The organism is Paenibacillus tyrphae (genome assembly GCF_024158745.1).
In the GTDB taxonomy this organism is placed as follows: domain Bacteria; phylum Bacillota; class Bacilli; order Paenibacillales; family NBRC-103111; genus Paenibacillus_G; species Paenibacillus_G tyrfis_A.
Map to the genome: position 1 here is coordinate 14501 of NZ_JAMZAW010000041.1, position 26145 is coordinate 40645.

A 26145-nucleotide genomic window follows, 5' to 3' on the forward strand; every position below is an offset into this window, starting at 1 on the left:
TGAAATCTCCTTCGCTTGGATTCAATGGGCCAAGGCTTCCGCCTGGAACGACAGCAGCTTCTCCGCGGGCACCTTCAGCAGGACGCGGGCGTCTTTGGCCAGCGGCAGCTCGCGGGAGGCTTGGGCGGGAACGTCCACCGTTACCAGCTCGCCTGCGCCGGAGTGCAGCATTTGGAGATTCAGCCGGTAGAACGGACCGCGGAATTCGACGTTCCGGACGATAGCCGGGATGCCTTCGCCCGCATCGCCCGCTCTGACCTCGATATGCTCCGGCCGGACGGCGATCGCTTGCTTGCCTTCCCGCCCTGCTTGCCATACCCCGTCTTCCAGAAAGTTGATCGCCCCGACAAAATCGGCGACGAACGGAGAGTTCGGGCGATCGTACACATCCTGCGGCGTGCCGGTCTGAACGACCTCCGCATTGTTCATGACGACGATCCGGTCGGCCATCGTTAGCGCCTCTTCCTGATCGTGCGTCACCATGATGGTCGTAATGCCGAGCTTGGTCTGCAGCTCGCGGATTTCCTGCCGCAGCTTCACGCGCACCTTCGCGTCCAAAGCCGACAACGGCTCGTCCAGCAGCAGCATGTCCGGCGACAGTACGATGGCGCGGGCCAAAGCGATGCGCTGCTGCTGGCCGCCCGATAGCTGGGACGGATAGCGCTGCATGACATGCTCCAGATCGATCAGCGCGAACGCCTCGCGCACCTTGAAGTCGATATCTTTCTTGGACCACTTCTTGTTCTGCAGCCCGTAAGCGACGTTCTGGTAAGCCGTCAGGTTCGGGAACAAGGCGTATGATTGGAAGACCATGCCGAAGTTCCGTTTCGCGGGCGGCAAAGCGGTGATATCCTTCCCGTCGACGGCAATCCGTCCTTCGGTCGGGCTTTCGAGACCGGCGATCAAGCGCAGCAGCGTCGTTTTGCCGCAGCCGCTCGGCCCGAGCAGGCAGACGAATTCGTTTTTGTACATATCGAGATTAACCTGTTTCAACGCCGTGAACGAACCGAATGATTTGGACAACTGCCGGATCGATAAATACGGTTGCATAAGAGCCTCCTTCAGACCGGCCCGCAGGAGACCGGCTTGCTTGCTTTCAGTTCAAGTATAGGCTGGTTTTGTTAACGGAGTATCAAACGCAAGTAAAGATTATGTTATTTGTTTTGTTTTGTTGTATTTATGTTGTTTTCATGAGAGAAGTTGGCAAAAAAAGCGCAGAACCTGCGGCTCCGCGCTTTCATTTGGTTGCGATTTGTTCGTTTGCGTACTATTATTTCTTGGCTTCGCTCTTGTTGTCGTAGCGTTTGCTCCACTCGTTCAAGACGCTTTCGCGGTTTTTGGCCGCTTCGTTCAGGTCGTTCTTGATCAATTGCTTGATCGGGTCTTGTTCATAGCCTTCCGGAATTTGGCTGCCGTCGCTCTTCACCGCCAAAATCGCAAAGTTTTTGCCATATTCCTTCATGGCGTCGTCGCTGATGGCCCAATCGAGGAAATCTTTGGCCGCCTGCTTGACGGTCTTCTTCTTCAGCAGCGCATTGGCTTCCACATCCCAGCCGGAGCCTTCCTTCGGAAACACGACCTCGACCGGAGCGCCGGTTTTCTTCTCTTGGATCCCGCGGTAGCCGAAGGAGATCCCGATCGGATATTCGCCCGTTCCGGCCATCTTCGCCGGTTTGGAGCCGGAATGCACATACATTGCGATGTTGTCGTGAAGCTTGTCCATGTACGCCCACGCTTTGTCCTTGCCTTCCAACTGCACCAGTCCCGACACGGTCAGGAAGCCGGTTCCGGAGGAGGCGGGATTCGACATCGTAATCAAGCCCTTGTACTCCGGCTTAATCAAATCGGCATAGCTTTGCGGAACCGGCAAGCCGCGCTTCTCCATCTCTTTCTTGTTCACGATAAACGCCGTTTCCCAGGCGTCGATCCCGACCCAGCGCGTCGGGCTGTTCTTATCCTTGAAGTCCGGTTGTACTCGGTCGACACCCTTCGGCGAGTACCCTTCGAGCATCCCCTTCTGATCCAGCACGAGCAGGCTCGTTGCGGCAAGCCCCCACACGACGTCAGCTTGCGGGTTATCCTTCTCGGCGATCAGCTTCGCCGTAATGATGCCCGTCGAATCGCGAACGATGTTCAGCTTCACGTCAGGGTACTTCGCTTTATACGTCTCCAGATATTTTTTGATCTGATCGTCTTCCAGCGCGGTATAAACCGTGAGCTCTTTGCTTTTCGTATCGATGCCCGCATCGGCGCCGGCGCTTCCGGTATTGCCCGCTCCCGCAGCTTGCCCCTTTGGCGCAGGCTCCGTTTTTCCGCAAGCGGCCAGCAGCATGGAAATCGCCAGCATAAGGATCATCATAAGCGATAAAGACTTTTTCACGTCATGTTCTCTCCTTTAATTGGATATGACACCTTGGGCTTAGCCCGTTATCCTAACTATAAGAGAGTTTTGTAAAATACATATTAAATGCACGTTAAGTTATTGTGTTGTTATTCTTTTAATTGTTTTTAGTTTTGTTTTGTATTAAAAACCAGCTTTTCTGTCCGTCGCCCCGATAGGCTCCCGTGCATATGGTAGTAGCATACTTGCGAATCTTCTGCGAAGGAGCTGCTCCCCATGCCATACCGCATTATCGTCGATTTGTCACAGCGGATGCTTCATCTGCTGGAAGGCGACCGCGTGATCCGTTCGTATCCGATCGCCATCGGCAAAATACTGACACAGTCGCCCGTGGGCGAGTACAAGATTGTAAATAAGGTGCCCCATCCCGGCGGACCGTTCGGCGCCTTCTGGATGGGACTGTCTCGCCCGCATTACGGCATCCACGGCACCAACAACCCGGCGTCCATCGGCCACGCCGTCTCCAAAGGCTGCATCCGCATGTATAATGAGGACGTACTGGCGCTTTCCCGTCTTGTCCGCCTTGGCACGCGGGTAACGATTCGACCGTAGCTGCCGTAAACGGCAGGAGCTTCACCGCCCGGTTCCTGCCCGCGGCTCTTTGCCTGCCTTACGGCGCGAAATTCTCATCGCTTGTCAAAGCGGCATTCGGCCGTGTCTTGAACCGGGACAAGGAATGCATAAGCTCTTCCGCCATCTTGCTGAGCGATTCGGCCAACGCGGAAATGTCCTTCATCGTTTCATATTGACTTTGGGCGGAGGCTGAAATTCCGGCGGAATGCTGAACATGGATCTGATGATTCGTTACGACGTCGGACATGGAAGCGGCGACTTGATCGGTGCCGGCAGCCATCTGCTGGGCCGTTGCGGTAACGTCCTGAATTTGAACGGCGATCGCTTGGAAGGTTTCCGTAATGTTGTTAAAGACGACGCTGACCGAATCGATCACCTCCGAGCCCTGCTCCACATCTTTAACGCCTTTCTGCATCGTTTGCGTCGCTTTTTGGGCGGAAAGCTGAATATCTTTTACCAATTGCGATATTCCTTGCGCGGACAGCGCGGATTGCTCGGCCAGCTTCTTGACTTCGCCCGCGACAACGGCAAATCCCCTGCCGTGCTCACCGGCCCGCGCCGCTTCGATCGAAGCGTTCAGCGAAAGCAGCTGCGTCTGGTTGGAAATATCGGCGATCACGTTGATAATGTCCGTAATCTTCTGCGAATGCTCGTACAGCTGCTGCATATCGTGCGCCGTTTGGCCTACCGATTCGCGAATCGACTTCATTTGGCTGACCGCATCCTGAATCGCCCGGTGCCCTTCCTTGATTTCCTGCATCGACGCATCCGATACTTCCGCAACGATGCTGGACGATTCGGCCACCCTCTGCACCCCGATCGCCATTTCCTCCATCGCCCGCGAGGTTTCTACGGCGCTGTTCAACTGACTTTCGCCGCCGTCGGTCATTTCTTTCACCGCCGTTGCGATATGATCGGAGGCTCTGACCGATTCGAGGGAGGAAGCCGTAAGCTGCTCCGAAGCGGCGGCCATTTGCTCGGAAGCCAAGTGGAACCGGTTGATCATCACGGAGAACGCATCCAGCATCCGGTTGAGATTGTCGGCCACCTGCCCGACCTCGTCCTGACTATCCACCGCCAGCGTCGGAGTCAAATCGCCATGCGAGATTTGCTTGATCGTTTCGGACATTTTCGGGATGGTACGCAGCATGTAACGAAGCAGGAAATAAACGGCCAAGATCAGCACGAGCGTCGAACCCGCGAAATACAAAATCGTCGTCCAGACAAACGACCGCAAGCCTGCCAGCGCTTCGGCTTCCGGCATGACGCTGACGACCTTCCAGCCGGTCAACGCTACGGTGGAATATCCGAAATACGCGACCGTCCCCTTGTCGTCTTTTCCAAACATTAAGCCTGCGTCGTTCTTGTCCAACTGCGCAGCCAATCCGCCGAGATCGCCTGTCATCTCGCCAAGCTTCCGCTTCATGACGTATTCTTGGTTGGGATGATACATCATCGTGCCGTTATTATCGAGCAGGAAGGTATACCCGCTCTGTCCGAGCTTGTACGACTCCATAATTTGCGGAAGCGTATCCAAAAACAAATCGACGGCGACAAAACCGATCAATGCTCCCCCGTCCCTTACCGGGTGCAGAATACTGACCACCAGTTTGCCGCTCTGCGCATCGAGATACGGGTCGGTATAGGCCATATCCTTCGCCTTGGACGCCGCCGCGTACCAGGGCCGCTGCTTCACGTCATAGTCCGGCTTGGACAACGCGCCGCCGCTTCCGACATAGAAGCCCCCTTTGTCGCTCGCAATCCATGTAAACGCTATCGTTTTATCCGTTGTGGAGATTTCGTTCAAGGTCGTGTCTACACTTTTATACAGAGGGCCGCTTTGCGCATGATCGCGGGCCTGCACGGTTTTTAAATAGTTGACGATTTCCTGGTTGGTGGCCATTTGGCGGACCAGCGTTCCCTTTTCCTTGAACAGGGCGCCTGCTTGGTCGGCTATCGCTCCGCTCTTGGTGGCCAGATTCGTTTCGATTTCGTTCTGCAGCAAACGGCTGGTATGAGAATAAATCAGATAGCCTGTAAGGCATGAGGAGAGGATAATGACGGCAAGCATCGCCATAGCCAGCTTTGTGGAAATGTTTTTCCTGATGTGTGTGGCAGAAATCCATTGGTGTATGATATTCATGTTGTCGACGACCTCTTTCGGAGTCTTATGTAGTTTCCACTAACGCAACTTTCAGCTATGTTGTCACATGGTCGTCCCGAACTTGACCCTCCGTCCCGGCATGGCCGAGTTGCCTTTCACCGCCTTATGTCCCCGATTATCGATTTGATGTATTCATTAAAACATAATTCGACTAATTTCGACAATAACCAAGTTAACCGATGCGTCTTTTTTCAAGACAATTTCCCCTTTGATGTCCTGATTTTTGCGTGCCCATAAAATGCGGTATACTGGCTAACAGATGAACCAATTGAACATAAGGTCAGGTGAGCGGGTTTGCTGCGGATATGCGCCGTTACTCATAATGCGGAGTTACTTACCGATATTGGACTGGACAGGCTGGACGATCCCGACATCGCCTGGTATTGGGTCGACTTCAATCAACCGACAGAGCAGGAAGCGAAGCTGCTGGAAAGCCATTTTCATTTCCACCCGCTCGCGATTGAGGACTGCTACCATTTGCTGCAGCGGCCAAAGGTCGACCATTACGAAACCGTTCATTTCTTCGTGCTGCATGCGCTCAATCCCCAAAAGCTGTCGGCGCAGGAGGTGGACATGTTTCTGGGCAGCCGCTTCCTGGTAACGTTTCACTTCGGACAGCAGCCGGAGCTCGACGAAGCGTGGCAGCGCGTGCAAGAGCAGCCTTCCTGCCGGGAGAAAGGACATCTGTACGCCGCCTATCTAGTGATGGACAAGCTGGTGGACGAATATTTTCCGGCGGTGTACGAGCTGGAGGACCAACTGCTCGCAATTGAGGCCGGAAGCCGCAAACGGTCGATACAGCAAATGATGGACGATATCTTCGAAATTCGCGGCCGTTTGCTGAAATTGCGGCGGACGATCGTGCCGATGCGCGATCTGCTGTACCGGATCGTGAACTCGGAGCGGATCGAGGGGGTCAAGGAGCATCTGTTTTATTTTACGGACGTGTACGACCACCTCCTCAAGCTCGCGGAGATGATCGAATCGAACCGGGACATGACCGCCGACATGCGCGACAGCTACATCTCCATGAACTCCAACCGGATGAATACGATCATGAAGACGCTCACGGTTATCACGACCATTTTCATGCCGTTGACGTTTATCGCCGGCATTTACGGGATGAACTTCGATTATATGCCCGAGCTGAAGTGGCATGCCGGGTACTTCTTCGTGCTCGGCGTCATGTTCGGCATCGGGGCGGGGATGTTCTGGTGGTTCAAGCGGAAGGGCTGGTTCGACTGAACCGGCGAACCGTGCTATACTTTCGGAAGAGCTTATGGAAAGGCTCTGTTTCGTTATAAAGGAGAGCGGTTTTCGATGATCATCCAGTTCATACGTTATCGTTAATGTAAGGTACAGAACAGGCAGCCCCCCATTTTTTTCGAGCTATGGGATGGGTTTCTTTGTGCTGTGCCTTTTTCATTCAACGAAAACGAATGAACGAGGTGTTTTTTGGTGTTGAAAAAAATCGATGCGGCCGCCCGATTGATCGGCCGGTACAGCTCTCTGTTTCAATGTCCCGTCTGCGGGCTTGCTATGGAAATGAACGAAAACCGGACGCTGCTTTGCCGGAACCGGCACGGCTTTGATACCGCGAAGCCGGGCTATGTTTCATTATTGACGAAAGCCGTCAAAAGCGATTATGGAAAAACGATGTTCGAAGCCCGGAATCTCGTATGCCGAAGCGGTTTCTTTCGTCCTCTGATCGAACGGATCGGTCAGACGATCCTTACGAATATATGCGGCGGCGGCTTGGAGCCGGTCACCGTGTTGGATACCGGATGCGGCGAGGGCTCTCAGCTGGCGCAGCTTGCAGACGTATGGAAGCGCGGAACGCCTGGGGGGTTCCTCGGGGCCGGGCTCGATCTGTCCAAGGAAGGCGTCGCGATCGCTGCGCGAGAGCATGCGGGTTTCATCTGGTGCGTGGGCGATCTGGCGCAGAGCCCTTTTCGAGACCAGTCGTTCGATGTCATCCTGAACGTATTATCCGCTTCGAATTATGGGGAATTCAGCCGCTTGCTGCGCAAGGACGGCATGTTGATCAAGGTCATTCCGGGCAGCGGGCATTTGCGGCAGCTGCGGGACGCCTTGTACGACCGCTCGCCCAAGCAAGCTTATACCAACGACAAGACGAGAGCGCTTTTCATGCGCCATTTCGAGATCTTGGATGAACAGCAGCTGCGATACGACGTCACTTTGCAAAAGGAGCTGCTTGAACCTCTGGTCCGGATGACGCCGCTATCGTGGGGCGCCCGGGACGAGCAGATTCAGCAGGCGCTGCGACTGGCGATCCGGGAGGTTACCGCAGATTTCACCGTGCTGGTCGGGCGCGCAAAAGTCCGGTAGTCTGGCTTAGGTATAGAGAACACCTCCGCTGCGGTTGAAGCAGGCGGAGGTGTTTTTTGGGGCAGGTTCATTATCTGGCAGAAGCCTATATGGGCGGCAAAGCATTTTTCTGGTATTACATTCTGCTAATTTAAATATGTGCGTGATAAAACCCGGCTTGTTCGGGGCAAATGGGAAAGCATAGCTTTATCCCACAGTATAGCCTGTATCGAGTAAATCTAAGTTAAGTCTCTTCTATAACTTTGCTCAGTTTGTTAGTCGATGTACGCAAGATTCCATCTGTTGTCTTCCAGTTTAAAGATAAATACACTTGTTTCTTTTTTTATTTGTTGGTTTTGCTGAATCTCTGTTGAAACGATCACCTGAAGTTCATTTGGGTTTGTATCATTTTTTTTAAATTCTGCCTTCTCCAGATTCAAGATGTATTTTTCCATGTCCCTTACGAGTGTTTTGTAGCTGGATTCGGCATTTGTTTTTACCTGCGGTTCTGCGGAATTAAACGATGAAACATATCTTTGTTCATCTCTCTCGTTAAGAGCTTTCACATTTTGATTAATGATAGAAATCATCTCTCGGTAATCTTTATTGTCACTATAAAGTTCTAGGTTAAAATAGTTTATCTTCGTAAGATCAACTGTAGCTTTGGGCTCTTCATCAGAAGATCGTGGTGAATTCTGGGTTCCGCCTATTTTACATCCTGTAAGTATGAGGGTTAAGAATAAAATAAAAAGAACAATGTTAATATTTTTTATGTCAATCACCACTTTATTTAGATAATAAGGTTGTTTTTTCGTGTAATAATTCACTTTATCTATTGTACGGCGATTCATTCTACATACAGTTAGGGATGACCTGTATGTACGAACATCCCATTCGTCTGCAACTAATAATTAACTTACCATGGGAGGTTAAAATATGTCAACATATTCCAAATACACGGCGAATGTTAATGGTAAATTTATTGATCTTCATGTCATTAGTGCACCAGCCCAAAATATTACTTTGCAAACCATCAACTCCAAAGTACCAGACCAAAATAATAACGGAATTAACGGAAGTTTCTATATGTTTGAAAATGGCGATCTTCTTTCTATCTCTGTAGTTAATGATTATGTCCTGAAGCCGTCGATGTCTTATGGTGGTCGTTATAACGTCGGGAATGCTTCTGTCTCTATTCCCAAAGGAACCATTGTATATGATGGCGCCGAATCCGTAGTCAGTCATCAAATCGTCGATGACTATAAGAAACTCGCAGTGATTAAACGCTATAACTACTGGGCGCAGGGCGGAGTCAGCATGAGTTTGCGAGACGATGCTAATTGGAAACAAACGATGGCAGCTCAAGACCTCCCAGCCCAAGACTATGCTACAACAAGGTCCGGCCTTGCCTTTACAAATGGCTCGATGCCATATATTTATGGTATTGTAACAACCACAGCTTGCTTACCGGGAGAATTCCGTGCTGCAATTAAAACCACCTTCTCTTTTGATGACGCGATCTTCCTTGATAGTGGTCCATCTTCCCAAATGCGTGCCGTAGATAGTAACGGCCAAACGGTCAAAATTACTGGCGGTAATACCCCACAAGAAATGATTGTATTTTATTAAGCAAAGGCAGAGCCTGCTCCTCTATAAGGAGCGGGTTTTTACTATGATTTGTTATATTTAAAATTTTTCTTAAAACCTAAAAGTAATCCCCTTTTCTCCGAACCATTTTCAGCTTGCATTCAGGTTCATGTCATGATTTCTTCATCTTTGTCTGCCATAATGCTTTAAAAAGCAGACATCCTATGCAAGAAAGGCTGGACGGAATGGAGCGGAAACACAATTTCTTTTATATTCAAGCGGCCCGCGGCATTGCCGTTCTGCTGGTCATGCTGTTTCATGCTTCGCAAACGGGCCAGCATTATTTCGGATACAATTATCTCGGAATCAGCGAAATGGGACGCTCTGGTGCCTATACGTTTTTTTTCGCTTTGACCGGTTATTTAATGTTCACGCTGTATCGCGAACAATTCGGAAGAACAGAACTGTTCAGAACATTTCTATTGAAACGATTCTACCGCATTTATCCGTTATACTGGCTCATGACGGCTGCCGTCGTCCCGATCTATTTTTTGGTGCCGTCGTTCGGCTTCGGCTATGAGCGCAATCCCGGGGTCATTTTCAAATCGATGCTGCTGTGGCCGCAGGCTAATCCGCCGATTCTGGGCGTCGCTTGGTCATTGACGTACGTCGTGTGGTTTTATCTGATGTTCTCCCTGGTGTTTCTCTTGAAGGAAAAAACCGTCGCCGCGATCTATTCGGGATGGCTGACGATCATTGCCCTCAACGCCATCGGGTGGATTCAGGTGAAAGAGGGGTTGCTGGAGCAATTTTTGTTTAACGAGGCGCACTTGGAGTTTTTCGCCGGAATGCTCGTCGCCTATCTCGTCCGCAAGCGTTCGCTCGGCCACAGCCTATGGTGGATCGCGGGGGGCGGAGCCGTCTACGCGACTCTCTGGGTACTGCGGTACGAGCAGGCCGGTCTGCGGTATACGGACTTGCTGCATACGTTCGGATCGGCGTTAGTGCTGGCCGGGGTAGCGACGTGGAAAGGCCCGGTGTACCGCTGGCTGAAGCCGCTCGCGCTGTGCGGGAACGCCTCCTATTCGATCCTGCTCGCCAGTCTGCCGATGATGTCGGTCACCTTCAAGCTGGCGCGGGCCGCGAATGCGGTGGAACGGATCGGTCCGGCGCTGACGGTCACGCTCTGCTTTCTGTCGGGACTGCTCCTGTGCCTCGCCGTGTACCGCTGGGTCGAAAGACCGCTGAACGCGTTGACCAAAAAAGCTGTGCAAGCACGGAGCCGCCGCAAAGCCCAGGAAGCCTATTCGCGCGCCACGTAGATTCGAAAAGCCGTATTCCATAAGAGGAGGGAAACCCCCGCTTGCGGAATACGGCTTTTTAGGTTGTTGCAGCCACGCTTGGAGCGGCTCCCGGCGACGGTCAAGTTATTCCAAAGCATGGTCTGCCGGGGTATACCCACCCGACCATGCTTTGCGCGATGTCCAGTCCGCCGCTTCGTCCTGCCAGAATGGACGGTCCGGAGAAAGCCCGAGCGGCAGAAAAACGGTAACGCACAAGTACAAGCTACCGGTGGAAATGTACGGCTCTCCGATTTCCGGCTGATGCCCGCAGAAGCCGATCGTCAGCCAACCGCCCGCATCGAATGTACCCGGCACTTCGATCATGCGGCGCATCACCGCGGTCAGCGCACAGCGCACTTGGGCCGGCGCGACATCGTCAGGCAGCTGCTCGCGCAGCGCCATCTGGGCCAGCAGTTGGAACGCGCCGAAGCGGTAAGCGAGCGAACGTCCGACGACGGGAAACGTTCCTTCCGGCGAAATGGATCGTTCCTGCACGGCGGCGTAACGCACCGCCCTCCGCTGGATACGCTCCCGCAGTCCCGCCCATTCGGCATAGCGGTCGCCGACCGTCTCCAGAAGATCGAGCAGCATCGGCTGAATGACGAAGCTGTTGTAGTAGTCCGCATGGTAATGAGGTCCGTCGCCGTACATGCCGTCTCCGAGATACCACTGCTCATGCTGCTTCAGCGCGTAATCGATCCGCATCGGGTCCCACGTGTCGTCGCCGATTACGCAGAGCGCCGCTTCAATCATGGCCGCGAACAGCAGCCAGTTGTTAAACCACGGCTTTCGGGAACGGGTCGCCCGCAGAGCTTCCTTCACGTTCGCCTTGACGCGGTCGTCTAGCCCGCTCCACAACGCAGTCGGCGCCCGCAGAATCGCATGGGCCAGAAAAGCCGCATCGACGATCGGCTGGTAGCCCTCGGAGAAGTTCATCCGGTCCGGTGACTGCGGATCGGTCGCCGCATCCATCGCCAACTGCGCCAGCCGGACGTACTCGCCGCGCAGCTCCCCTTCTACGCCCGTCTCCGGGCCGTGTTCCAGCCACGGCGCGATGCCTGCGAGCAGCCGGCCGTACGCCTCCAGATACGTGTACAGCTCCCGGTCGTCCAGCTTCGCCTCCACCGGCATCCACTCTTTCAGCTTGCGCTGCGACAGCGCTTTGAGCATCGGTTTCGCGATGCGCTGCATCGTTTGCAGCCAGTAGTCTCGGTCATCGGCATGAGTCGTCACGTTCGATCTTCCTCTCGTTTGATGCTTGTTCCGTAAGAGCCCGCTACATCACGCCGGACCTCGACTTGTACTCCCCAGGCGTGACGCCAATGTATTTTTTGAACACCTTGGAGAAGTACGTCCGGTCGGAATAGCCGCAGCGCAGCGCGACGACCTCGATTGAATCCTTCGTCTTCTCCAGCAGGTCGGCGGCGATCTTCATTTTGTACCGGTGAACGTAGTCCGTGAAATTTTCGCCGGAAAGCTTCTTAAAGTACCGTGAAAAATAGCTCGGGTTCAAATACAAATGCGTCGCAATATCGATCGAGGTGATTGTCTCCGCCAAATGCTGCGCGATGTACTGGTCGATCGTCTGCAGCTTCGGCTCCTTGCTCGCCTGCGGCTCCCCTAGCCGTCGGCCGTTCATGATCTGCCTCAGCTTCAGCCCCATCAGCCCGAGCGCGTCGCCTAGCGTCAGCGTCTGCTGCAGGCAGGCGTACAGCGTCTCGCCGCTGAACGCCCGGTACTGGAGCTCGACGAGCCGCAGCCTGTCCGCGCACTGATGCACGAACGACGCCGGTTCCGGCCGCAGCTCCAGCACGGAACGACGAATGCCTGCCAGCCCCTTCTCCAAAAGCGCCTCATCGTGATCCCGGACCGCCTGCGACAGTTCGGCGTACTCCTGCTCGAACCCCCCGGCTCCCGGATGATACGCTTGCGGCAAGCCGGCCGCGGGCAGCACGGTCACCGGAAGCTCCATGTAGAAAGCGGCGTAGCGCTCTGACGCCATGCGGCGATGGGCTGCGCCAATCTCCGTAACCGTCAGCTTGTCCGCACTCGAGCTGGCGAAGAACGTCGTGCCGACGCCGAGAAATTCTTTGCATTTGGCTTGAAGCTTCGCCAAAAATGCCAGCAGATGCTCCTGCGCGTTCCATTTCAAAGAAGGCCGGTAATTGAGCAGCACGGCCAACCCTTCGCCGTCGTTGAATGTCGTGATGCCTTCGAACTCACCCGCCAGCTCAGCTGCAATATTCGCGACGCCGTAACGGATGAGCGGCAGGTCCTTGTGCGCATAGCGCGAGAGCACGTCGTAATACGACACGTAGCCGAGCGCCAGCAGAAACGACGGCTGGTCCCAAACGAGGCCGAGCCGCGCGGCGGAATCGGTCAAATAAGCGGCATCTCCGCCGCGCAGCAGCTGCTTGAAAAAAGAATCCCGCAGCACATTGGCATGCCGGCTCCAGTCCTCGCGATACGTCAACTGCTCCGTCTGCGCTTTTGCCGCGCGAATGAGCCTTACGGATTTCTCCAAGCTTTGCGCCAGCTGCTCGGCCGTCAGCTCGTCCTTGATCAGGTAATCGTCGACGCTCAGCTTGAGCGCCTTCTGCGCATAGTGGAAGTCTTCGTGGCACGTCAGAAAAATAACCCTCACCTCCGGCCGCCGCCGCAGCATTTCCGAAGCCAGCTCCAACCCGTCCATTTGAGGCAGGCCGATATCCGACACGACGAGGTCCGGACGGAGCTCATCGAACAGCCGCAGCGCCTTGACGCTGGAGTACGTATCCGCGACGATCTGCAAGCCGAGCTCATTCCAATCGATCAGCTGCTTCAAATATTTCAGCATCGGCACATCATCGTCGATGATCAGAACTTTGTACATGACTATCCTCTCCCGTTGTCCATAGTCGCTCGTCAGGCTCGCATATTCAAAATAACGGTTAAGCCCCCGGACGGGTTCGCCCGAAGCTTCATCGTCGCATCCGGCCCGTACGTCAGCCGAAGCCGCTGCAGCACGTTGATCAGTCCGACTCGCCGGTACGTCTGCGGCTTGTCCGTCTCAGGCCCCTCCAGCATCCGGTTCAGCGCCTCCCGCTCTTCGTCCGGCATCCCCTCGCCGTTATCCGTCACCCGGATCTCGAGGCGCGAGTCCAGCCGCTCGGCCTCGATGTCGATTTTTGCATCGTCCAGCTTCTCGGCAAACCCGTGCAGCAGCGCATTCTCGACGATCGGCTGCAGCAGCAGCTTCGGCACCTCGAATTCGGCAGACTCGGGAGCCAAAGTTACCTTAAGCTCGACGTGAAGCTCGCTGCGCAGCCGCATAATGTCCATATAATGCTCAAGCAGCTTGCATTCCGCGGCCAAGGAGGTCGGCTCGTTTACCTTCATGTACGCCCGCAGCAGGCTCATCAGCGAATCGATCTGGCGGCTGTGCCGACGATCGCCGCCTAGAATCAGACTGCATTTGATCGAATTGAGCGTATTGATCAAAAAATGCGGCCGGATTTGCGCGAACAGCGCCTGCAGCTCGATCACGCGCTTCTGCTCCTGCTCCTGCTCGATGTTCGTAATGAGCTGCTCGATCTCGTCGAGCATCCGGTTCCACGTCTGTCCGAGCTGCGCGATCTCGTCCTTGCCCTTGCCCTGAAACCGGATCAGCCGGTTCCCTTGGCCGAACTGCTTGGCCATAAAGTCCAGCTTCTGAATTGGCCGATGAAGCCGTTTGGCCAGCAGCAGCGACACGATAAAGAACAGCGCAAAAAACGGAACGACGAACAGCATGGCGATATAAAAGATTTTATAAATTTGCCCGGCCACCTCTTGGTCGGACGTCTCGTAGATCATCTTCCAGCCGGTCTTGGACAGCACCGCTTCGCTCCGCAGCGTGTGGTCGGACGCGCCTCCGCCGCCGAACCGGACGGAAGCGTCTCCCGCGATAAGCCGCCCTTCCTCATCATAGAGCGCAAAGGTGCCGGAGGCCGCCTGCCGGAACAGCTTCTCGAAGTACGGGTTCGTAATGCCGATGTATAGCGTGGCCAAATAAGCATTATCCGCCGGATCACGTATCACTCTGGCCGCGTAATAAACAGGCTCGCTCTTGCTTCCCTCGGTCTGGACGCGGCTCAGCCACTGCAGCCGCTTCGGCGTATCGAGGTCGACCTGGGACCGAAGCTGCTCCCAGTGCTGCCGGAATGGAGCCAGCTGATCAGGCTCGCTGGACGGGATGATGAAGCCCTTGCCGTTAACCAGAAACATCCGGATGTCCGTATTGAGCGTCTTCGCCAGCACCAGACCGAAAAAGTCCTGAATGTGCTGCTGTCTCTGGTAATCGGCGAAGCTGGTAATTTGCTGGGTATCGGTGAAGCTGCGAAGCTGAGCCCTCGCGCTCGGGTCTTGTATGAAAAAATTCGACGCATACGTCAGATCGTCGATCGTCTTCGTAATATCCTTCGCCATCACGTCGACGACCGACTGGTTGGTCAGACGAATTTTGTCCATCACCGCATCCCGCGTCATAGACAACAAAAATACGGACACGATGACAATCGGCAGCAAAATGAGAATCAGAAACGAGAGCTGAATACGCCGGTAGTAGGAAAATTGAAACATGCTGTTCATGGTGTCGAAAGCTCCCCTCTCTTTCCTGTCCCCATTGTATCACCGGTCCCGCGTAGACCCAAGTATTTGCTTCGCCCGAGCCAAATAAAGGAACTGATCTGTCGTTATCCAGTGCGGTTCCAATTCTTTTGTGCCCCCCGTTTTCCGCATATAACGCACCCAGGATGATTTATTTCTTCTTTACCGCCCGATCCATGCCGCTTAACACATCTGCGATGCGCTATTTTTACCACAAGACCTTCGACTGACCGGGCCGCTTCCCAACCCCGGTTCGTCGTGGCGCAAAGAAAGGACGCCCTGCGGCGCCCTTTTTCCTGACTATTTTTTGCTGTTCTCTTTGATGACTTTGTTTGCCTGCTCAACCATTTGCTTCTGGGCGTCTTCGGCAGACTTGCCGTCCAGAATGAACGAACTGAAGCCGTCTTCGAGCACTTTCTTCAGCTGCGGCGCATACGGCGCAACAACCTCGGACGGAGCCGGCGCGTGAATGCGTTTGTCGAACAGCGCTTTGTCAAGCGAGTCGGTATTGAAGAGATCTTTGCTTTTAGCGATCGTGCCTTCGATGATCTTCTTGTCGTCGGCTTTCTTCCAGCCGGACAATTCCTTCTTCGCATCCGACGTATTCGTCGTTACGAAACGGATGAACTGATACGCTTCTTCTTTATACTTCGAACCGGCAGCGACAGAAATGAACTGTCCGCCGATGCTCGTTTGACCGAGCTCCGCATCCTTCGAAGAGCGCGGCACCGGCGCGAACGCCACTTTGAAGTTATGCGGGTACTTCGTCACGTCGGCCGAGTCGGCAACCATCCAGCTGCCGGTCACGAGCATGGCCGCTTTTTCGTTGAAGAACTCCGTCCGGTACGCCAGCTTCGCGCCTACCACATCGGCGAACGGTGTCGTGGACTTATCTTCTTTCTCCATCGCGCGGCGGAGGTTGAAGAACGACAGCATCGACGGATCGTCGAATTGGGTCGTGCCGTCTTCCTTCAGGAACGCATTCCGCTTCTCGTTGAACAGAATCGGGTTGGCGTAATCGCCCCAGTTATGGAAGTAAGCGCCATACCGTTTGCTGTTGCCTTCGCCTTTGGTCAGCTTCTTCGCATATTCGCGGAAGTCGTCCCAGGTCCAGCCGACCTCCGGCACCGGCAGCTTCGCTTCGTCGAGTGCCTTCTGGTTTAGCAGAACGATCCAGTTGCTGCGCTGGTACATGGCGGCGTAGTTTTTGCCTTTGTACTTCGGATTGACGTAATATTCGTCCTCCGGCTTCACGTTCTCTTTAGCGTACATATCATCCAGAGGAGCCAACACGCCTTGCGCCGCGCGGGCCAGCGTCTCGTCGATGCTTGGGAACAGCACCAAGTCGATCTGCTCGCCGGAGGACATCGTTACGTCCAGCTTCTTGAGCGTCTCTACCGAGTTGCCCGGCACGAGCGGCACGGACTCGACTTTGATGTTCGGATATTTCGCCTGAAACTGGTCGATGAGCGCCTTGGTCGTCGCACCCATAACCTCATTGTCCCAGTTGTAATATTTCAGCGTAACGTTCTTCTGTCCGCCTTCGCCGGACGCTTCCTGCTTCTCCGCCCCTTGGCCGCAGCCGCTCAGTACGGAAACCGCAAGTACCGCCCCGCTCAACAGCAACGCGCTTGTTTTCTTCATGTGAACTCCCCCTCGGGTCATGATGATGTAGGTCTCTATAGCTGCATTCTAATGCTTTCACGCCCAAAACGATGTGTCTAATTTTTGCCTGTCCCGTGCAATATTTTGACCTTTATCCTTTTACCCCGCCCAGCGAGATGCCGTTAATGACCTGCTTCTGCAGCACGACGAAAATAATCAGCAGCGGCAGGATCGCAGACAGCGAAGCCATCATGATCACCGCGTAGTTGTCGGCGAATTCGTCCTTGAACATTTGCATCCCCAGCGGAATCGTATACAGACCTTTGTTGATCAAGAAAATAAGCGGCGTCTGGTAATCGTTCCACGTCCAGATGAACTTGATGATGCCGACTGTCGCCAGAATCGGCTTACAGAGCGGCAGGATGATGCTCCAGTACGTTTTAAAATAGCCTGCGCCGTCAATTCTAGCCGCCTCGATAAAATCACTGTGAATCCCCATCATAAACTGCCGAAGCAAAAACGTGAAGTAGATGGAAAACATGCCCATCAGGACCATGCCCGCGTGCGTGTTGTACAGATGCAGCCATTTCATCAGAAGATAGCGCGGCACAAGCGTCGCCTGCTCGGGAATGACCATGAACGTCAGCAGCATGCCGAAGGCGAGATCCCGGCCTTTGAAGCGCAGCTTCGTGAACGCAAACGCCGCCATCGACGAGAAGAAAATGGTGCACGCCGTCATGATCAGCGCCAGCTTGAGCGAATTTAAGTAAAAGAGGTAAAACGGTACCTTGCCCAGCCAAACCTCTTGGAAGTTGCCGATAAAGTTCCAATCCTTCGGAATCCAGCGGATCGGAAACTCCATGACGTCCTTCTCGAACTTCGACGCGGCCGAGATCATCCAGATCAGCGGAACCAGGAACAATACGGAGAACGCTCCGAGAAGGATCGTCAGGAGCCATTTAGTGAGATCGAATTTTCGTACAGGCATACCCTTCTACTCCTCTCTAGTAATGTACTTTGCGCTTCTGGAGCTGCCAAGTGGCCAGCGTCGCCAGTCCGACAATCGCGAACAGGAGCCAGGAAATCGCAGAAGCGTAGCCCATCTTGAAGTTGCGGAAGCCTTCCTCGTAGATCCGGAAGACGATAACCGTTGAAGAGTCGTTCGGTCCCCCGCCGGTCATAAAGGCGACAAGGTCGAACACCTTGAACGAAGACATCAGCAGCGTGATGAACAAAAAGGACGTCGTCGGCCCGAGCAGCGGCAGCGTGATCTTCGTAAACTTATGCCAAGGCGAGGCGCCGTCGATGCTGGCCGCTTCGTACATTTCTTCGGGAATGTTCGTCAGGCCCGCCAAGTAAATGACAATCTGGTAGCCGATGCCGGCCCAGATCGCAATAATAATGATCGAGAGCAGCGAGTAGTTCGAATCCGCCAGCCACTTGGGCGGGTCAGTGATTCCGAGGCTGATCAGAAATTGGTTGATCGGCCCTTTCGAAGGATGGTACAGCGCGCTCCATACCGCACCAAGCGCGACGAGCGACGAAATGTACGGAATGAAAAAAGCGACCTTAAAATAGCTTTTTCCGTAAACGCGCGAATGAATAAGTACGGCGAGAATCAAGGCGAGCAGCATGCCGACCGGCACCGTGAGCACCGTGTAAATCAAGTTGTTTTTGAGCGCCATCAGCACTTTCTCGTCATCGAAGAGCTTCGCGAAGTTCTCGAGTCCGACGAATTTAATGGAAGAAATACCTCCGACCAGATTCCAATCGCTGAAGCTGAGATATAGCGAGAACACGACCGGAAATACGTAAAGCAGCACGATCCCGACAAATTCGGGAGCCAGAAACAGCCAACCGACAAGCGCTTCCTTTTTGGAATTGTTCCATTTGGATTTGGCCGCGTCGCCCGCCGTCCGGTTCGAAAGCTTGTTTGTCTCCATCGTTATCACCCCTGTAAGTGAACAATACTATTGTTGATTCTTACTATATAAGAGGCTCCTCCCCCCGCGCTGCGGACGATTCTGACCGAGTTGTGCAAAATTTTTACCATGCCGGCAGGATTGGAGGGAGCGGGGCAGGCATAGCAAAAAGGACAATCCGGGTTGAATGTCAACCTGAATTGTCCTTTTCGGGGTTTCTTTCATAATTTCCATTCATGTCGTGCGGATAATGTAGCAGCCGGGTACTTACTTATTGCCCTTTTTCACTTCTTCCAGGGTGATGACATTCGCTTCGATCAGCGGAGTGATCTCCACACTAAAGTTCATGCCGTTGATGATAAGCTTCAATTTGTACTCCTTTTCATTGATCACGATTGTTGCTTCGTCACCTGTTGCCCCGCCTCTGGTACCTTTATATTTTTTATCCAGAGCATCCATCAAGTCTCTGAGATCAACCCAAGCCGCACCGTCTGCTTTGTTTGCCGCCTCATTCGATTTTTTTACGGTTTCCTCCGCTTTCCCCGTGTCTTTCTTTACGTCCGCATCAACTTTTTTTACGGTTTCTGTGGCCGGTTGTTCGCTCTTGGCGGGGGGTGTGTAGGTCGTACTTGTCACATTGGTGAGTTCAATCGTTTGGGTGTCTTCTTTATACGACACGGTGTATCCGGTTAATTTCCCTACCTCGCGAACCGGCAAATAAGCCGTACCATCATATACCAGCGGAGTCGTCTCCAATGCGGTGTCCACGCCGTTGATTTTGAAATTGAACTTGGCAAAGACCGCTTTGATTTCTTTGCCGATATCTTCCGCTGCAAACGCCGTTGCCGCCGAACCAAGCATCATTCCCACGGTAAGACCGACTATCAGTTTTTTCATTCTAGTAAAACCCCTCTCCAATTCTGGAATATTTTTCACATAAGTAAGACGGAAGTAGCGCGACAAATGTTTCACTTTTATCTATTATTTTTCATTTTGCCAACGAGCCCGGATTCCGTGTAAGATAGTCGTGAATACTATATATTAAAGGAGGGGTGACTGTGACGTTCGGAGCCCGCGTATTGAAAACGGGGATTGCGGTTACCCTGGCACTGTATATTAGCGTACTGGTCGGTTTCACGCCCCCCGTCATCGCCGGAGTCGCTGCGATTTTTGCCATGCAGCCGTCCATTTACCGGTCGTGGCGTTATTTTCTCGAACAGCTGCAAACGAATACACTCGGGGCCGTGCTGGCTTTGGTCGCCGGTATGATTTTCTCGAACGACCCGGTCGCGGTCGGCATCGTTTGTATCCTTGCCATTATGATCTGTCTGAAACTCAAAATGGAAGAAACCGTCGGCCTGACACTGGTGACCGTCATCGCTGTCATGGAAGCGTCCGGCCAATGGGATTTCGCGCTCAACCGGTTTTTGCTCAGCTTGATCGGGATCGGCTCCGCTTTTTTGATCAACATTACGTTCTTCCCACCACGCCCCAGAGTACAGTTCGTGAAGCAGATCGAATCGATTTTCTTCAAAATGTCTCTGCTGCTGCGTACGGTCATTTCGGACGAAATCAAGGAAAGCGTATTCCGCGACGAAAAGCAGGCGCTCGAAGGAGCACTCAAGTCGCTGACGGACAAGTATACCTTGTTCGAAGAAGAACTGCATAAACTCAAACGCGCCAGATTCAGCGAGGCCCGTCATTTGGTGGTCTACAAGCAAATGCTGCACACGCTGCATAAAGGGATGGCCGTGCTGGAAGCCGTGGAGGAGCATTATTTTCAAGCGAACCGCACTCCGGAAATCGATCGGGAATTCGACCGCCATCTGGAGAAGCTGATCAAGTTCCACGAGCACGTGCTCTTGAAATTCGAGAATAAGCTGAAAGAGAACATTTCCGAAGCCGCAGTTATCGAAGTGGAAAACGACCGTTTCCTGAAGAGTCTCATGAACCGGTACGTCGATGCCGGCGACGGCGACCTGCGCCTCTCGATCGTAGCCGCGGCCATGTATGATTACGGCTACCAAACCGGCAGGCTGAACAAGCTGGTCGAGCAATTCGACCGCGGCGCGGAGGATAAGGAGAACGAGCTGCTGGAATCTGTGTCAGCGTGGATTAATAAGAAGTAGGGGAACGGCCCTTTTGCAGACGATGTGCTGTAAGAGGGCTTTTGCATCAAGTAACCGTGCGGGATGGATATCTATTCAACGCAATAGAAACTTTTATTCGGCCTTCCTCAACAATCAATTCTGATTGAAAAGCTTTATAAGAAATCCCTTTTATCGATACAAGATCAACTAGCTCTAACATAAATAGAAGCTGATCGATGTTCGGAACACTAGATTCTATAATTTTGTCATCAGGCAGTAACCATAGAACATTCATGATTATTCTCTTCCTTTCACGGTCGTTTTACACGTTTTGTGTAGATGAGAATTAATATATCATACACAAAAGGTGTTTTCAACACTTTTGGTGTAAATTTTTAATACCACGATGCTTTATTGTTACAATGTTAATGAAATGTGAGGTGACGACCTATGTCCGTACTTGCCGAACGATTGCGGCACTTGAGAGAAGATAAAGGCTGGTCTCAAACCTATGTAGCCGAACGATTAGGTATCAAACGCAGCAGCACTTACGCTAATTGGGAGTACGGGATACGTGATCCGGATACCGAAACGTTGGTCAAGCTTGCACAAATCTTTGAAGTGACCACAGATTATTTAACCGGAGCATCGGACCATGTCCATTTTCCGCCATTAGACGAGCTGGATCGGAAGCTATTTCAAGCGATTCGCAGCTTAAGCGATGAAGATAAGGAATACGTGCTAGGATTCGTTCAACGGATTAAAAATAAGTAACGACATGACTGACAAAATAAAAAACCAGGATGCGCCGATACACACATCCTGGTTTTTCGCTTACTTATGCGTAGAACTTCCTTATCAAAACCCTTTTCCCCCGATCGGCCGGACCTTTACGCCGCCGACGTCCGCGATCAAATGCCGGCAGCGCCCGATGAGCTCGCGCACTTTTTCGTTCTTCAGCGACGCGGCATGCGCCTCCTGGCTCTCCCACAGCTCCGTAATCCACAAGACGTCCGGATCTTCTTCAGCCTCGTGCAGGATATAATAGATGCAGCCCTCCATGTCGTTCAGCGTATCGGCTTCCAGCATCATTTTCGCAAGCTCTTCCCGTTTCCCCGGGTGGGCGGTCAATTTTCCGAACATGGCGTATTTACTCATCATTCATCTCCCTTTCTGCTTGTGTGACCAGATAACATCGCTTCGTAATGCGCGAGTATGCGGGCGCTGGCCTCCGTCATATTCCGGACGAGCAGCTCCGACTCGATCTGCAATGCCGTACTGTACGGCATCAGAAAACAGGGCACGTAGGTCTGCAGCGTCGAACGTTCCAAACGGAATACGGCTTCTTCAGGCCGACGCTCAACAAGCGCATGACCGAACAGCCAATGCCGGCACAGCTCGTTCAGCACCTGCTCCTTCCCTTGAATACGCACGGTCTCGAACTCCGCTGGTCCGGACGGATCGGGAAGCAGATTGCCGAGTAGATGATCTTTAGCGGAGAACCCCGCCGGACGCTCGAAGCGTCCCTCGGTTTCCCGCAGCCCGCGTATGCGGTCTACGCGAAAGCTCCGTATCTCCCCCCGGTAACCGCAATGCCCGACCGCATACCAGCTTCCTTTCCAGAAGACAATACCGTAAGGGTCGAACAGCCGCGGAGGGGAAGTCTCTCCCTTGCCCCGGTCATATTCCATTTCCAGCGTCCGCCCCTGCCCGGCTGCCTCCTCCAGCACTTGCAGATAGGCCTGATCCCCGCCGTCGGCGGGCGGATAAATGACCGACAAGCCGCCGCTATGGCGCTCAAGCAGGTCCAACTGCTTCTCGTTCGCATAGCGCTTCAGCTTGTCCACCGCCCGGGCCAAAGCGTCCGAGTAAGGATACCCGGCCTCCTTGGCGAAGATCGTGGCATGGATCAGCCCCTTCTGCTCCTCGGCATCGAAGACGAGCGGGGAATCGGCGAAACGGCTCAGGATGCTGTAGCCGCCGTTTGGACCGGATTCCGCGACGATCGGCACTCCGCTGGCGCACAGAGAATCGATGCAGCGGTAGACCGTTCGCACGTGGATTTCCAGCTCGTCCGCCAACTGCTTGGCGGTCATCCGCTTGCCCGAGCGAAGCATCCAGAGGATCGATAACATGTTGTCCGCTTTCGTCATGGTCCAAACCTTCTTTCCCGCAATCGTCTGAAATCGATTCTTTTGTACGCCGGTCAGTCCAAAGGCGCCTTTCCCTTATCCACCCAAGTCTCGTAAGTCGGACCGTAGATTTCAGGGGGACGCAATCCGGATTGTCTCATCAGCACCGTCATCTGGCCCCGGTGATGGGCCTGGTGCATGAGGAAATACCGCAAAGCAGCACTGTTCGGCCATTCCCCTCCCCCAATCTTGCGCGACTCGCGAAGGCTGTCATCGGTCCATTGCGTCTTTACGGCTTCGAGTAAAGCCAGACTGATGCGCCGGTACGCCTCAGCGATGCCTCCTGCCGATTCCGAAGCTTTCTCGCCTTCGTTCACTCCCTTGAAATCAAGACCCAACGAGGTCATAAAATCAATCGATGTGACCAGATGCCAAGCCAGCGCTCCCAACGTGCGGCGATCAGCGTCAATCCTCCGTTGTAACGACTCGTCGGTCAGTCCGTTCAAAACCTGAGCGGTCAATTCCGCCTCCTTCTCCCACTCCGCCGCAAAATTCGCTATCATCGTAAACATGCCCATTCCTCCCGGGATCTTTTTTCTCCTCATTATGAGTATAATTTCAGATCCCTGACAGAAACGGTCAGTCATTCCGATGAGCTATTCTTTCTTTTCCGGTCTGCAGTTTTCCCGTTAAGCCTGTATCGCTTTCGCCAGCGCGGCCAGTTTGTTCATCGTATTCCAGTTGCGCGTGGTCACCGTATCGCCCAGCTTGTTCAAATGCTTCGCCAGCTTGGAATCCAGTATGCTTTGACGGAACAAGAAATAAATCTCGCGTCCGTGGATGTGGTACTCATCGTTATCGCGTTCGCTAGCGGATAATAGGTCGACCACCTTCTGCGGCGGCGCTTCGGTCAATACGGAAACGTGGATGCTCTCGCCTTCCGCCAAAGGGATATCCGCATAAGGGCAATCCGCAATGATTCGCTCCAGTTCCTCGGCCGTCCTTAAGACAACGGTGATCGAAATGCCAAAAGCCGATTTAATCTCCTCTTCGATCCGGGGGCGCAGCATCTCCGGGCTCTCTTCTGATTCAAACAGAACATTGCCGCTTTGAATATACGTTTGGACCCGATGCAGGCCCATCGTTTCCAGCGTGCGCTTCAATTCGGCCATCTTGATCTTATTGTGTCCGCTCACGTTAATTCCCCGCAGCAGCGCGATATAAATGATCATTTTGCCACCTCTTCTTCGGAAGTATAAATACAAGGCTGGGACACGCTCTGCTGTGAATTTGCTAATTCTTAGTATACCTTTGCCGTACCCTTTTGAATATGTTTTTCATAGGTCGGAGCGATAGGTTGTCCATGACGGACCGCAGCTAGTACGGTATTGTATTTTTTCGCGGAGAGCCAATTTTTGGTATACTAACTTCGAGAGAGTCATTTCAACGGAACAGCGCGAGGTGAAGCATGAAAGACCCGGTTATCGTCTTGCCTTACAACGATTCGTGGCCTGATGAATTCAACATCATCGGAGAGCGCATAAGACAAGCCCTGGGAGACGCCGCCATGCGAATCGACCATGTCGGGTCCACTTCCGTGAAAGGGATCGACGCGAAGCCCATCATCGACATTCAAATTTCGGTGAAGCAGCTTGCATCCCCGGAGACTTATAAGCCGCAGTTGGAAAGCATCGGCTTCATTCACCGGGAGGATAACCCTGACAAATCCAAAGCCTATTTCAGAGAACGTCCGGGAACGAAAAGGACCATATCCATGTCAGGGAACACGGCAGTTGGTCCGAGCAGCTGACTCTGCTATTTAGAGACTACTTGCGCTCCCATCCGGAAGCTTGTACGGCCTATGTCAAGGAGAAGCATCGTCTCATGGAGCTATACCGGAATGAGCGGGAGAGCTACGTGGACGGGAAAACCCCTGTGATTTGGAGCATTTTGCAGCAAGCGCATTCCTGGTCTCAAGAAACGGGATGGAGGCCCGGAAATAGCGATAGGTAAACCACGAAACGGAGGAGAAAAACATGAACTACCATTTGGAAAGAGTCGCCAGCGAATCGGACGAATACGGGTTCGTTCGGAATCAACTGATAGCCTACAATCTCAAGAACGTGGACGCTTCCTACGATTTCATAAACTTCATTGTAAAAAACGAAAACCAAGAGATCATCGGCGGACTGCTTAGCCGTCGGTTCGGTGAAGGTATTTTTATTGAAATGCTGTGGGTAGATGAAGGCTCGCGAAAATTGGGATTGGGATCACGCTTGCTTCAAGAGATCGAACAGGCCGGAAGGCAGCAAGACGTAAAACTCATTTATTTGGACACCTTCAGCTTCCAGGCTCCGGATTTCTATAAAAGGCACGGCTTCGAGGTGTTCGGGACTCTGGAGGATTTTCCGGTCCAGGGGTGTACGAAATACTTTTTGAAGAAGACTCTGTAGCAGGTAACGGAAAATGGTGAAATTCGACCTGATATCGGACATCCACTTGGACTTTTGGGTGGAATATTCGGGGAATTTGACGAAAATGAACCGGCAGTTGGACGCTTTTATCCAGCTGCTTTTGCCTGCCTCTCCCTCAAGCACCTTAGTCATCGCCGGCGATCTCGGGCACTTCAATAAGCAGAATGCAATGATGCTTACGAGGCTCAAGGAGCATTACCCTCATATCGTCATCGCGGCAGGCAATCACGACTATTATTTGGTGTCGAAATCCATCAAAAATAAATACAAAAAGAACTCGTTCCACCGATGGGCCGAAATGAAGCGGCTCCTTGACCCGATGCCGGACGTGCATATCCTGGATGGAAGCTCGATCGTAATCGATGGGATTCGGTTCGGCGGCTGCGGCATGTGGTACGACTTTCAGTACGGTCTCCAAGTATTAAAGGCTGACGAGGCCCGGATCTACGACCATTGGAAAACCATTTCGAACGATTCCGCGTTGATCGAAGGAAGACTGAGATTTTATTATTTTGACGGCTCGGAGTACTTCGGGCATATTCACAATAAGATATGGTGCTTCGGGCATGTACACAGCCGGATGGATACACCAGCCATGGCTGCCGGTTTATTAATGCTTCGCTCTAGGTGGGTTAAAAAAGAAGCCCTTGAGAAAGAATCCTCAAGGGCTCAATTTATTACTATACGTGTTCTTGATAGGTATACGATTCAATGAATCGTTCAAAAGCGGGAATTGTCTTGGAAACATACCAATTTATACCAGTAATACATGAACCATCTACATTTTGTAACACTATACGATTTATGCTTAAGCTAATAGTAATTTTATTTATTTTGGGGGTTCAAAAGAAAATCTCCTCCAACTCCACTTTCTCCCCAAATTAGAGTTACACCGATAAT

The 26145-nt window shown here is 52.9% G+C and carries 25 protein-coding genes and 1 pseudogene; 10 read left to right on the top strand and 16 right to left on the bottom strand.

The window, feature by feature from the left end; translation table 11 throughout:
- Nucleotides 1–21: 21 nt before the first annotated feature.
- Both NI000_RS35115 and NI000_RS35120 read right to left on the bottom strand, forming a co-directional pair.
- Nucleotides 22–1050, bottom strand: coding sequence for a putative 2-aminoethylphosphonate ABC transporter ATP-binding protein (locus NI000_RS35115; protein WP_253415928.1), 1029 nt, complete (start codon nucleotides 1048–1050; stop codon nucleotides 22–24).
- A gap of 220 nt (nucleotides 1051–1270) precedes the next feature.
- Nucleotides 1271–2359, bottom strand: a complete 1089-nt coding sequence (locus NI000_RS35120) for a putative 2-aminoethylphosphonate ABC transporter substrate-binding protein (protein ID WP_253415948.1) — start codon at nucleotides 2357–2359, stop codon at nucleotides 1271–1273.
- Nucleotides 2360–2617: 258 nt separating this feature from the next.
- On the opposite strand from NI000_RS35120, the gene NI000_RS35125 reads away from it, so the two are divergent.
- Entirely contained in the window at nucleotides 2618–2953 is a 336-nt protein-coding gene (locus NI000_RS35125) for a L,D-transpeptidase (RefSeq protein WP_216791950.1), read from the top strand.
- A gap of 58 nt (nucleotides 2954–3011) precedes the next feature.
- Here the strand turns inward: NI000_RS35125 and NI000_RS35130 are convergent, their stop codons facing one another.
- The gene (locus tag NI000_RS35130; RefSeq protein WP_253415929.1) at nucleotides 3012–5117 is read right to left on the bottom strand and encodes a methyl-accepting chemotaxis protein; all 2106 of its coding nucleotides are present in this window, start codon (nucleotides 5115–5117) and stop codon (nucleotides 3012–3014) included.
- Nucleotides 5118–5432: 315 nt separating this feature from the next.
- Between NI000_RS35130 and corA the strand changes: the two genes are divergently transcribed.
- A complete protein-coding gene (corA, locus tag NI000_RS35135; RefSeq protein WP_253415930.1) occupies nucleotides 5433–6383 on the top strand; it encodes a magnesium/cobalt transporter CorA in 951 nt (316 codons plus the stop codon).
- 213 nt (nucleotides 6384–6596) lie between these two features.
- Nucleotides 6597–7487, top strand: a complete 891-nt coding sequence (locus NI000_RS35140; RefSeq protein WP_253415931.1) for a putative RNA methyltransferase — start codon at nucleotides 6597–6599, stop codon at nucleotides 7485–7487.
- A gap of 254 nt (nucleotides 7488–7741) precedes the next feature.
- Here NI000_RS35140 and NI000_RS35145 read toward each other — a convergent pair whose 3' ends face one another.
- Nucleotides 7742–8317, bottom strand: coding sequence for a hypothetical protein (locus tag NI000_RS35145; protein ID WP_253415932.1), 576 nt, complete (start codon nucleotides 8315–8317; stop codon nucleotides 7742–7744).
- A gap of 85 nt (nucleotides 8318–8402) precedes the next feature.
- On the opposite strand from NI000_RS35145, the gene NI000_RS35150 reads away from it, so the two are divergent.
- Complete coding sequence (locus NI000_RS35150; RefSeq protein WP_253415933.1) at nucleotides 8403–9095, top strand: hypothetical protein; 693 nt, start codon at nucleotides 8403–8405, stop codon at nucleotides 9093–9095.
- 203 nt (nucleotides 9096–9298) lie between these two features.
- Nucleotides 9299–10375 (top strand): acyltransferase family protein, encoded by a 1077-nt coding sequence (locus tag NI000_RS35155; protein WP_253415934.1) that lies wholly within the window; start codon nucleotides 9299–9301, stop codon nucleotides 10373–10375.
- Between the two features lie 105 nt (nucleotides 10376–10480).
- Here the strand turns inward: NI000_RS35155 and NI000_RS35160 are convergent, their stop codons facing one another.
- The 7 genes from NI000_RS35160 to NI000_RS35190 form a co-directional block, all read right to left on the bottom strand.
- Nucleotides 10481–11629 carry a DUF2264 domain-containing protein gene (locus NI000_RS35160; RefSeq protein WP_309247963.1) on the bottom strand — a complete coding sequence of 383 codons (1149 nt, stop codon included), beginning with the start codon at nucleotides 11627–11629 and terminating at the stop codon, nucleotides 10481–10483.
- A gap of 43 nt (nucleotides 11630–11672) precedes the next feature.
- Entirely contained in the window at nucleotides 11673–13268 is a 1596-nt protein-coding gene (locus NI000_RS35165) for a response regulator (protein WP_253415935.1), read from the bottom strand.
- Nucleotides 13269–13300: 32 nt separating this feature from the next.
- On the bottom strand, nucleotides 13301–15004 hold the full coding sequence (locus NI000_RS35170; protein WP_253415936.1) for a cache domain-containing sensor histidine kinase: 1704 nt from the start codon (nucleotides 15002–15004) through the stop codon (nucleotides 13301–13303).
- Between the two features lie 318 nt (nucleotides 15005–15322).
- Nucleotides 15323–16666, bottom strand: coding sequence for an ABC transporter substrate-binding protein (locus tag NI000_RS35175; protein WP_253415937.1), 1344 nt, complete (start codon nucleotides 16664–16666; stop codon nucleotides 15323–15325).
- 112 nt (nucleotides 16667–16778) lie between these two features.
- Complete coding sequence (locus NI000_RS35180) at nucleotides 16779–17615, bottom strand: carbohydrate ABC transporter permease (protein WP_010493293.1); 837 nt, start codon at nucleotides 17613–17615, stop codon at nucleotides 16779–16781.
- A 16-nt stretch (nucleotides 17616–17631) separates the two neighbouring features.
- On the bottom strand, nucleotides 17632–18570 hold the full coding sequence (locus tag NI000_RS35185; RefSeq protein WP_253415938.1) for a carbohydrate ABC transporter permease: 939 nt from the start codon (nucleotides 18568–18570) through the stop codon (nucleotides 17632–17634).
- A 246-nt stretch (nucleotides 18571–18816) separates the two neighbouring features.
- Nucleotides 18817–19446 carry a stalk domain-containing protein gene (locus NI000_RS35190; protein ID WP_253415939.1) on the bottom strand — a complete coding sequence of 210 codons (630 nt, stop codon included), beginning with the start codon at nucleotides 19444–19446 and terminating at the stop codon, nucleotides 18817–18819.
- A gap of 161 nt (nucleotides 19447–19607) precedes the next feature.
- Here NI000_RS35190 and NI000_RS35195 point away from each other — a divergent pair, with 161 nt between their 5' ends.
- Entirely contained in the window at nucleotides 19608–20678 is a 1071-nt protein-coding gene (locus NI000_RS35195; RefSeq protein ID WP_253415940.1) for an FUSC family protein, read from the top strand.
- A 46-nt stretch (nucleotides 20679–20724) separates the two neighbouring features.
- Here NI000_RS35195 and NI000_RS35200 read toward each other — a convergent pair whose 3' ends face one another.
- Nucleotides 20725–20934 (bottom strand): hypothetical protein, encoded by a 210-nt coding sequence (locus NI000_RS35200; protein ID WP_010493297.1) that lies wholly within the window; start codon nucleotides 20932–20934, stop codon nucleotides 20725–20727.
- A 155-nt stretch (nucleotides 20935–21089) separates the two neighbouring features.
- On the opposite strand from NI000_RS35200, the gene NI000_RS35205 reads away from it, so the two are divergent.
- Nucleotides 21090–21413 carry a helix-turn-helix domain-containing protein gene (locus NI000_RS35205; protein ID WP_251596703.1) on the top strand — a complete coding sequence of 108 codons (324 nt, stop codon included), beginning with the start codon at nucleotides 21090–21092 and terminating at the stop codon, nucleotides 21411–21413.
- Nucleotides 21414–21497: 84 nt separating this feature from the next.
- On the opposite strand, the gene NI000_RS35210 is transcribed toward NI000_RS35205, so the two are convergent.
- From NI000_RS35210 to NI000_RS35225, 4 genes are all read right to left on the bottom strand, one after another.
- Entirely contained in the window at nucleotides 21498–21797 is a 300-nt protein-coding gene (locus tag NI000_RS35210) for a putative quinol monooxygenase (protein ID WP_253415941.1), read from the bottom strand.
- A complete protein-coding gene (locus tag NI000_RS35215; protein WP_253415942.1) occupies nucleotides 21797–22792 on the bottom strand; it encodes a helix-turn-helix transcriptional regulator in 996 nt (331 codons plus the stop codon). The genes NI000_RS35210 and NI000_RS35215 overlap by 1 nt, the downstream gene beginning before the upstream one ends.
- 53 nt (nucleotides 22793–22845) lie before the next feature.
- Nucleotides 22846–23343 (bottom strand): DinB family protein, encoded by a 498-nt coding sequence (locus tag NI000_RS35220; RefSeq protein WP_253415943.1) that lies wholly within the window; start codon nucleotides 23341–23343, stop codon nucleotides 22846–22848.
- A gap of 117 nt (nucleotides 23344–23460) precedes the next feature.
- Complete coding sequence (locus NI000_RS35225; RefSeq protein WP_253415944.1) at nucleotides 23461–24003, bottom strand: DUF1697 domain-containing protein; 543 nt, start codon at nucleotides 24001–24003, stop codon at nucleotides 23461–23463.
- Between the two features lie 236 nt (nucleotides 24004–24239).
- On the opposite strand from NI000_RS35225, the pseudogene NI000_RS37280 reads away from it, so the two are divergent.
- The 3 genes and pseudogenes from NI000_RS37280 (at nucleotide 24240) to NI000_RS35240 (ending at nucleotide 25960) form a co-directional block, all read left to right on the top strand.
- Nucleotides 24240–24784 (top strand): annotated as a pseudogene (locus tag NI000_RS37280) (GrpB family protein).
- Nucleotides 24785–24807: 23 nt separating this feature from the next.
- On the top strand, nucleotides 24808–25224 hold the full coding sequence (locus tag NI000_RS35235; RefSeq protein ID WP_253415945.1) for a GNAT family N-acetyltransferase: 417 nt from the start codon (nucleotides 24808–24810) through the stop codon (nucleotides 25222–25224).
- A 13-nt stretch (nucleotides 25225–25237) separates the two neighbouring features.
- Entirely contained in the window at nucleotides 25238–25960 is a 723-nt protein-coding gene (locus tag NI000_RS35240) for a metallophosphoesterase family protein (RefSeq protein ID WP_253415946.1), read from the top strand.
- Nucleotides 25961–26145: the final 185 nt, after the last annotated feature.

Coding starts and splice junctions, on each gene's coding strand:
- NI000_RS35150 (WP_253415933.1), top strand. CDS start 8,403: ATGTCAACATATTCCAAATACACGGCGAATGTTAATGGTAAATTTATT.
- NI000_RS35200 (WP_010493297.1), bottom strand. CDS start 20,934: ATGAATGTTCTATGGTTACTGCCTGATGACAAAATTATAGAATCTAGT.
- NI000_RS35225 (WP_253415944.1), bottom strand. CDS start 24,003: ATGATCATTTATATCGCGCTGCTGCGGGGAATTAACGTGAGCGGACAC.
- NI000_RS35235 (WP_253415945.1), top strand. CDS start 24,808: ATGAACTACCATTTGGAAAGAGTCGCCAGCGAATCGGACGAATACGGG.
- NI000_RS35130 (WP_253415929.1), bottom strand. CDS start 5,117: ATGAATATCATACACCAATGGATTTCTGCCACACACATCAGGAAAAAC.
- NI000_RS35120 (WP_253415948.1), bottom strand. CDS start 2,359: ATGATGATCCTTATGCTGGCGATTTCCATGCTGCTGGCCGCTTGCGGA.
- NI000_RS35210 (WP_253415941.1), bottom strand. CDS start 21,797: ATGAGTAAATACGCCATGTTCGGAAAATTGACCGCCCACCCGGGGAAA.
- NI000_RS35180 (WP_010493293.1), bottom strand. CDS start 17,615: ATGCCTGTACGAAAATTCGATCTCACTAAATGGCTCCTGACGATCCTT.
- NI000_RS35115 (WP_253415928.1), bottom strand. CDS start 1,050: ATGCAACCGTATTTATCGATCCGGCAGTTGTCCAAATCATTCGGTTCG.
- NI000_RS35185 (WP_253415938.1), bottom strand. CDS start 18,570: ATGGAGACAAACAAGCTTTCGAACCGGACGGCGGGCGACGCGGCCAAA.
- NI000_RS35220 (WP_253415943.1), bottom strand. CDS start 23,343: ATGTTTACGATGATAGCGAATTTTGCGGCGGAGTGGGAGAAGGAGGCG.
- NI000_RS35165 (WP_253415935.1), bottom strand. CDS start 13,268: ATGTACAAAGTTCTGATCATCGACGATGATGTGCCGATGCTGAAATAT.
- NI000_RS35175 (WP_253415937.1), bottom strand. CDS start 16,666: ATGAAGAAAACAAGCGCGTTGCTGTTGAGCGGGGCGGTACTTGCGGTT.
- NI000_RS35170 (WP_253415936.1), bottom strand. CDS start 15,004: ATGAACAGCATGTTTCAATTTTCCTACTACCGGCGTATTCAGCTCTCG.
- NI000_RS35125 (WP_216791950.1), top strand. CDS start 2,618: ATGCCATACCGCATTATCGTCGATTTGTCACAGCGGATGCTTCATCTG.
- NI000_RS35240 (WP_253415946.1), top strand. CDS start 25,238: ATGGTGAAATTCGACCTGATATCGGACATCCACTTGGACTTTTGGGTG.
- NI000_RS35145 (WP_253415932.1), bottom strand. CDS start 8,317: ATGAATCGCCGTACAATAGATAAAGTGAATTATTACACGAAAAAACAA.
- NI000_RS35155 (WP_253415934.1), top strand. CDS start 9,299: ATGGAGCGGAAACACAATTTCTTTTATATTCAAGCGGCCCGCGGCATT.
- NI000_RS35215 (WP_253415942.1), bottom strand. CDS start 22,792: ATGACGAAAGCGGACAACATGTTATCGATCCTCTGGATGCTTCGCTCG.
- NI000_RS35205 (WP_251596703.1), top strand. CDS start 21,090: ATGTCCGTACTTGCCGAACGATTGCGGCACTTGAGAGAAGATAAAGGC.
- NI000_RS35190 (WP_253415939.1), bottom strand. CDS start 19,446: ATGAAAAAACTGATAGTCGGTCTTACCGTGGGAATGATGCTTGGTTCG.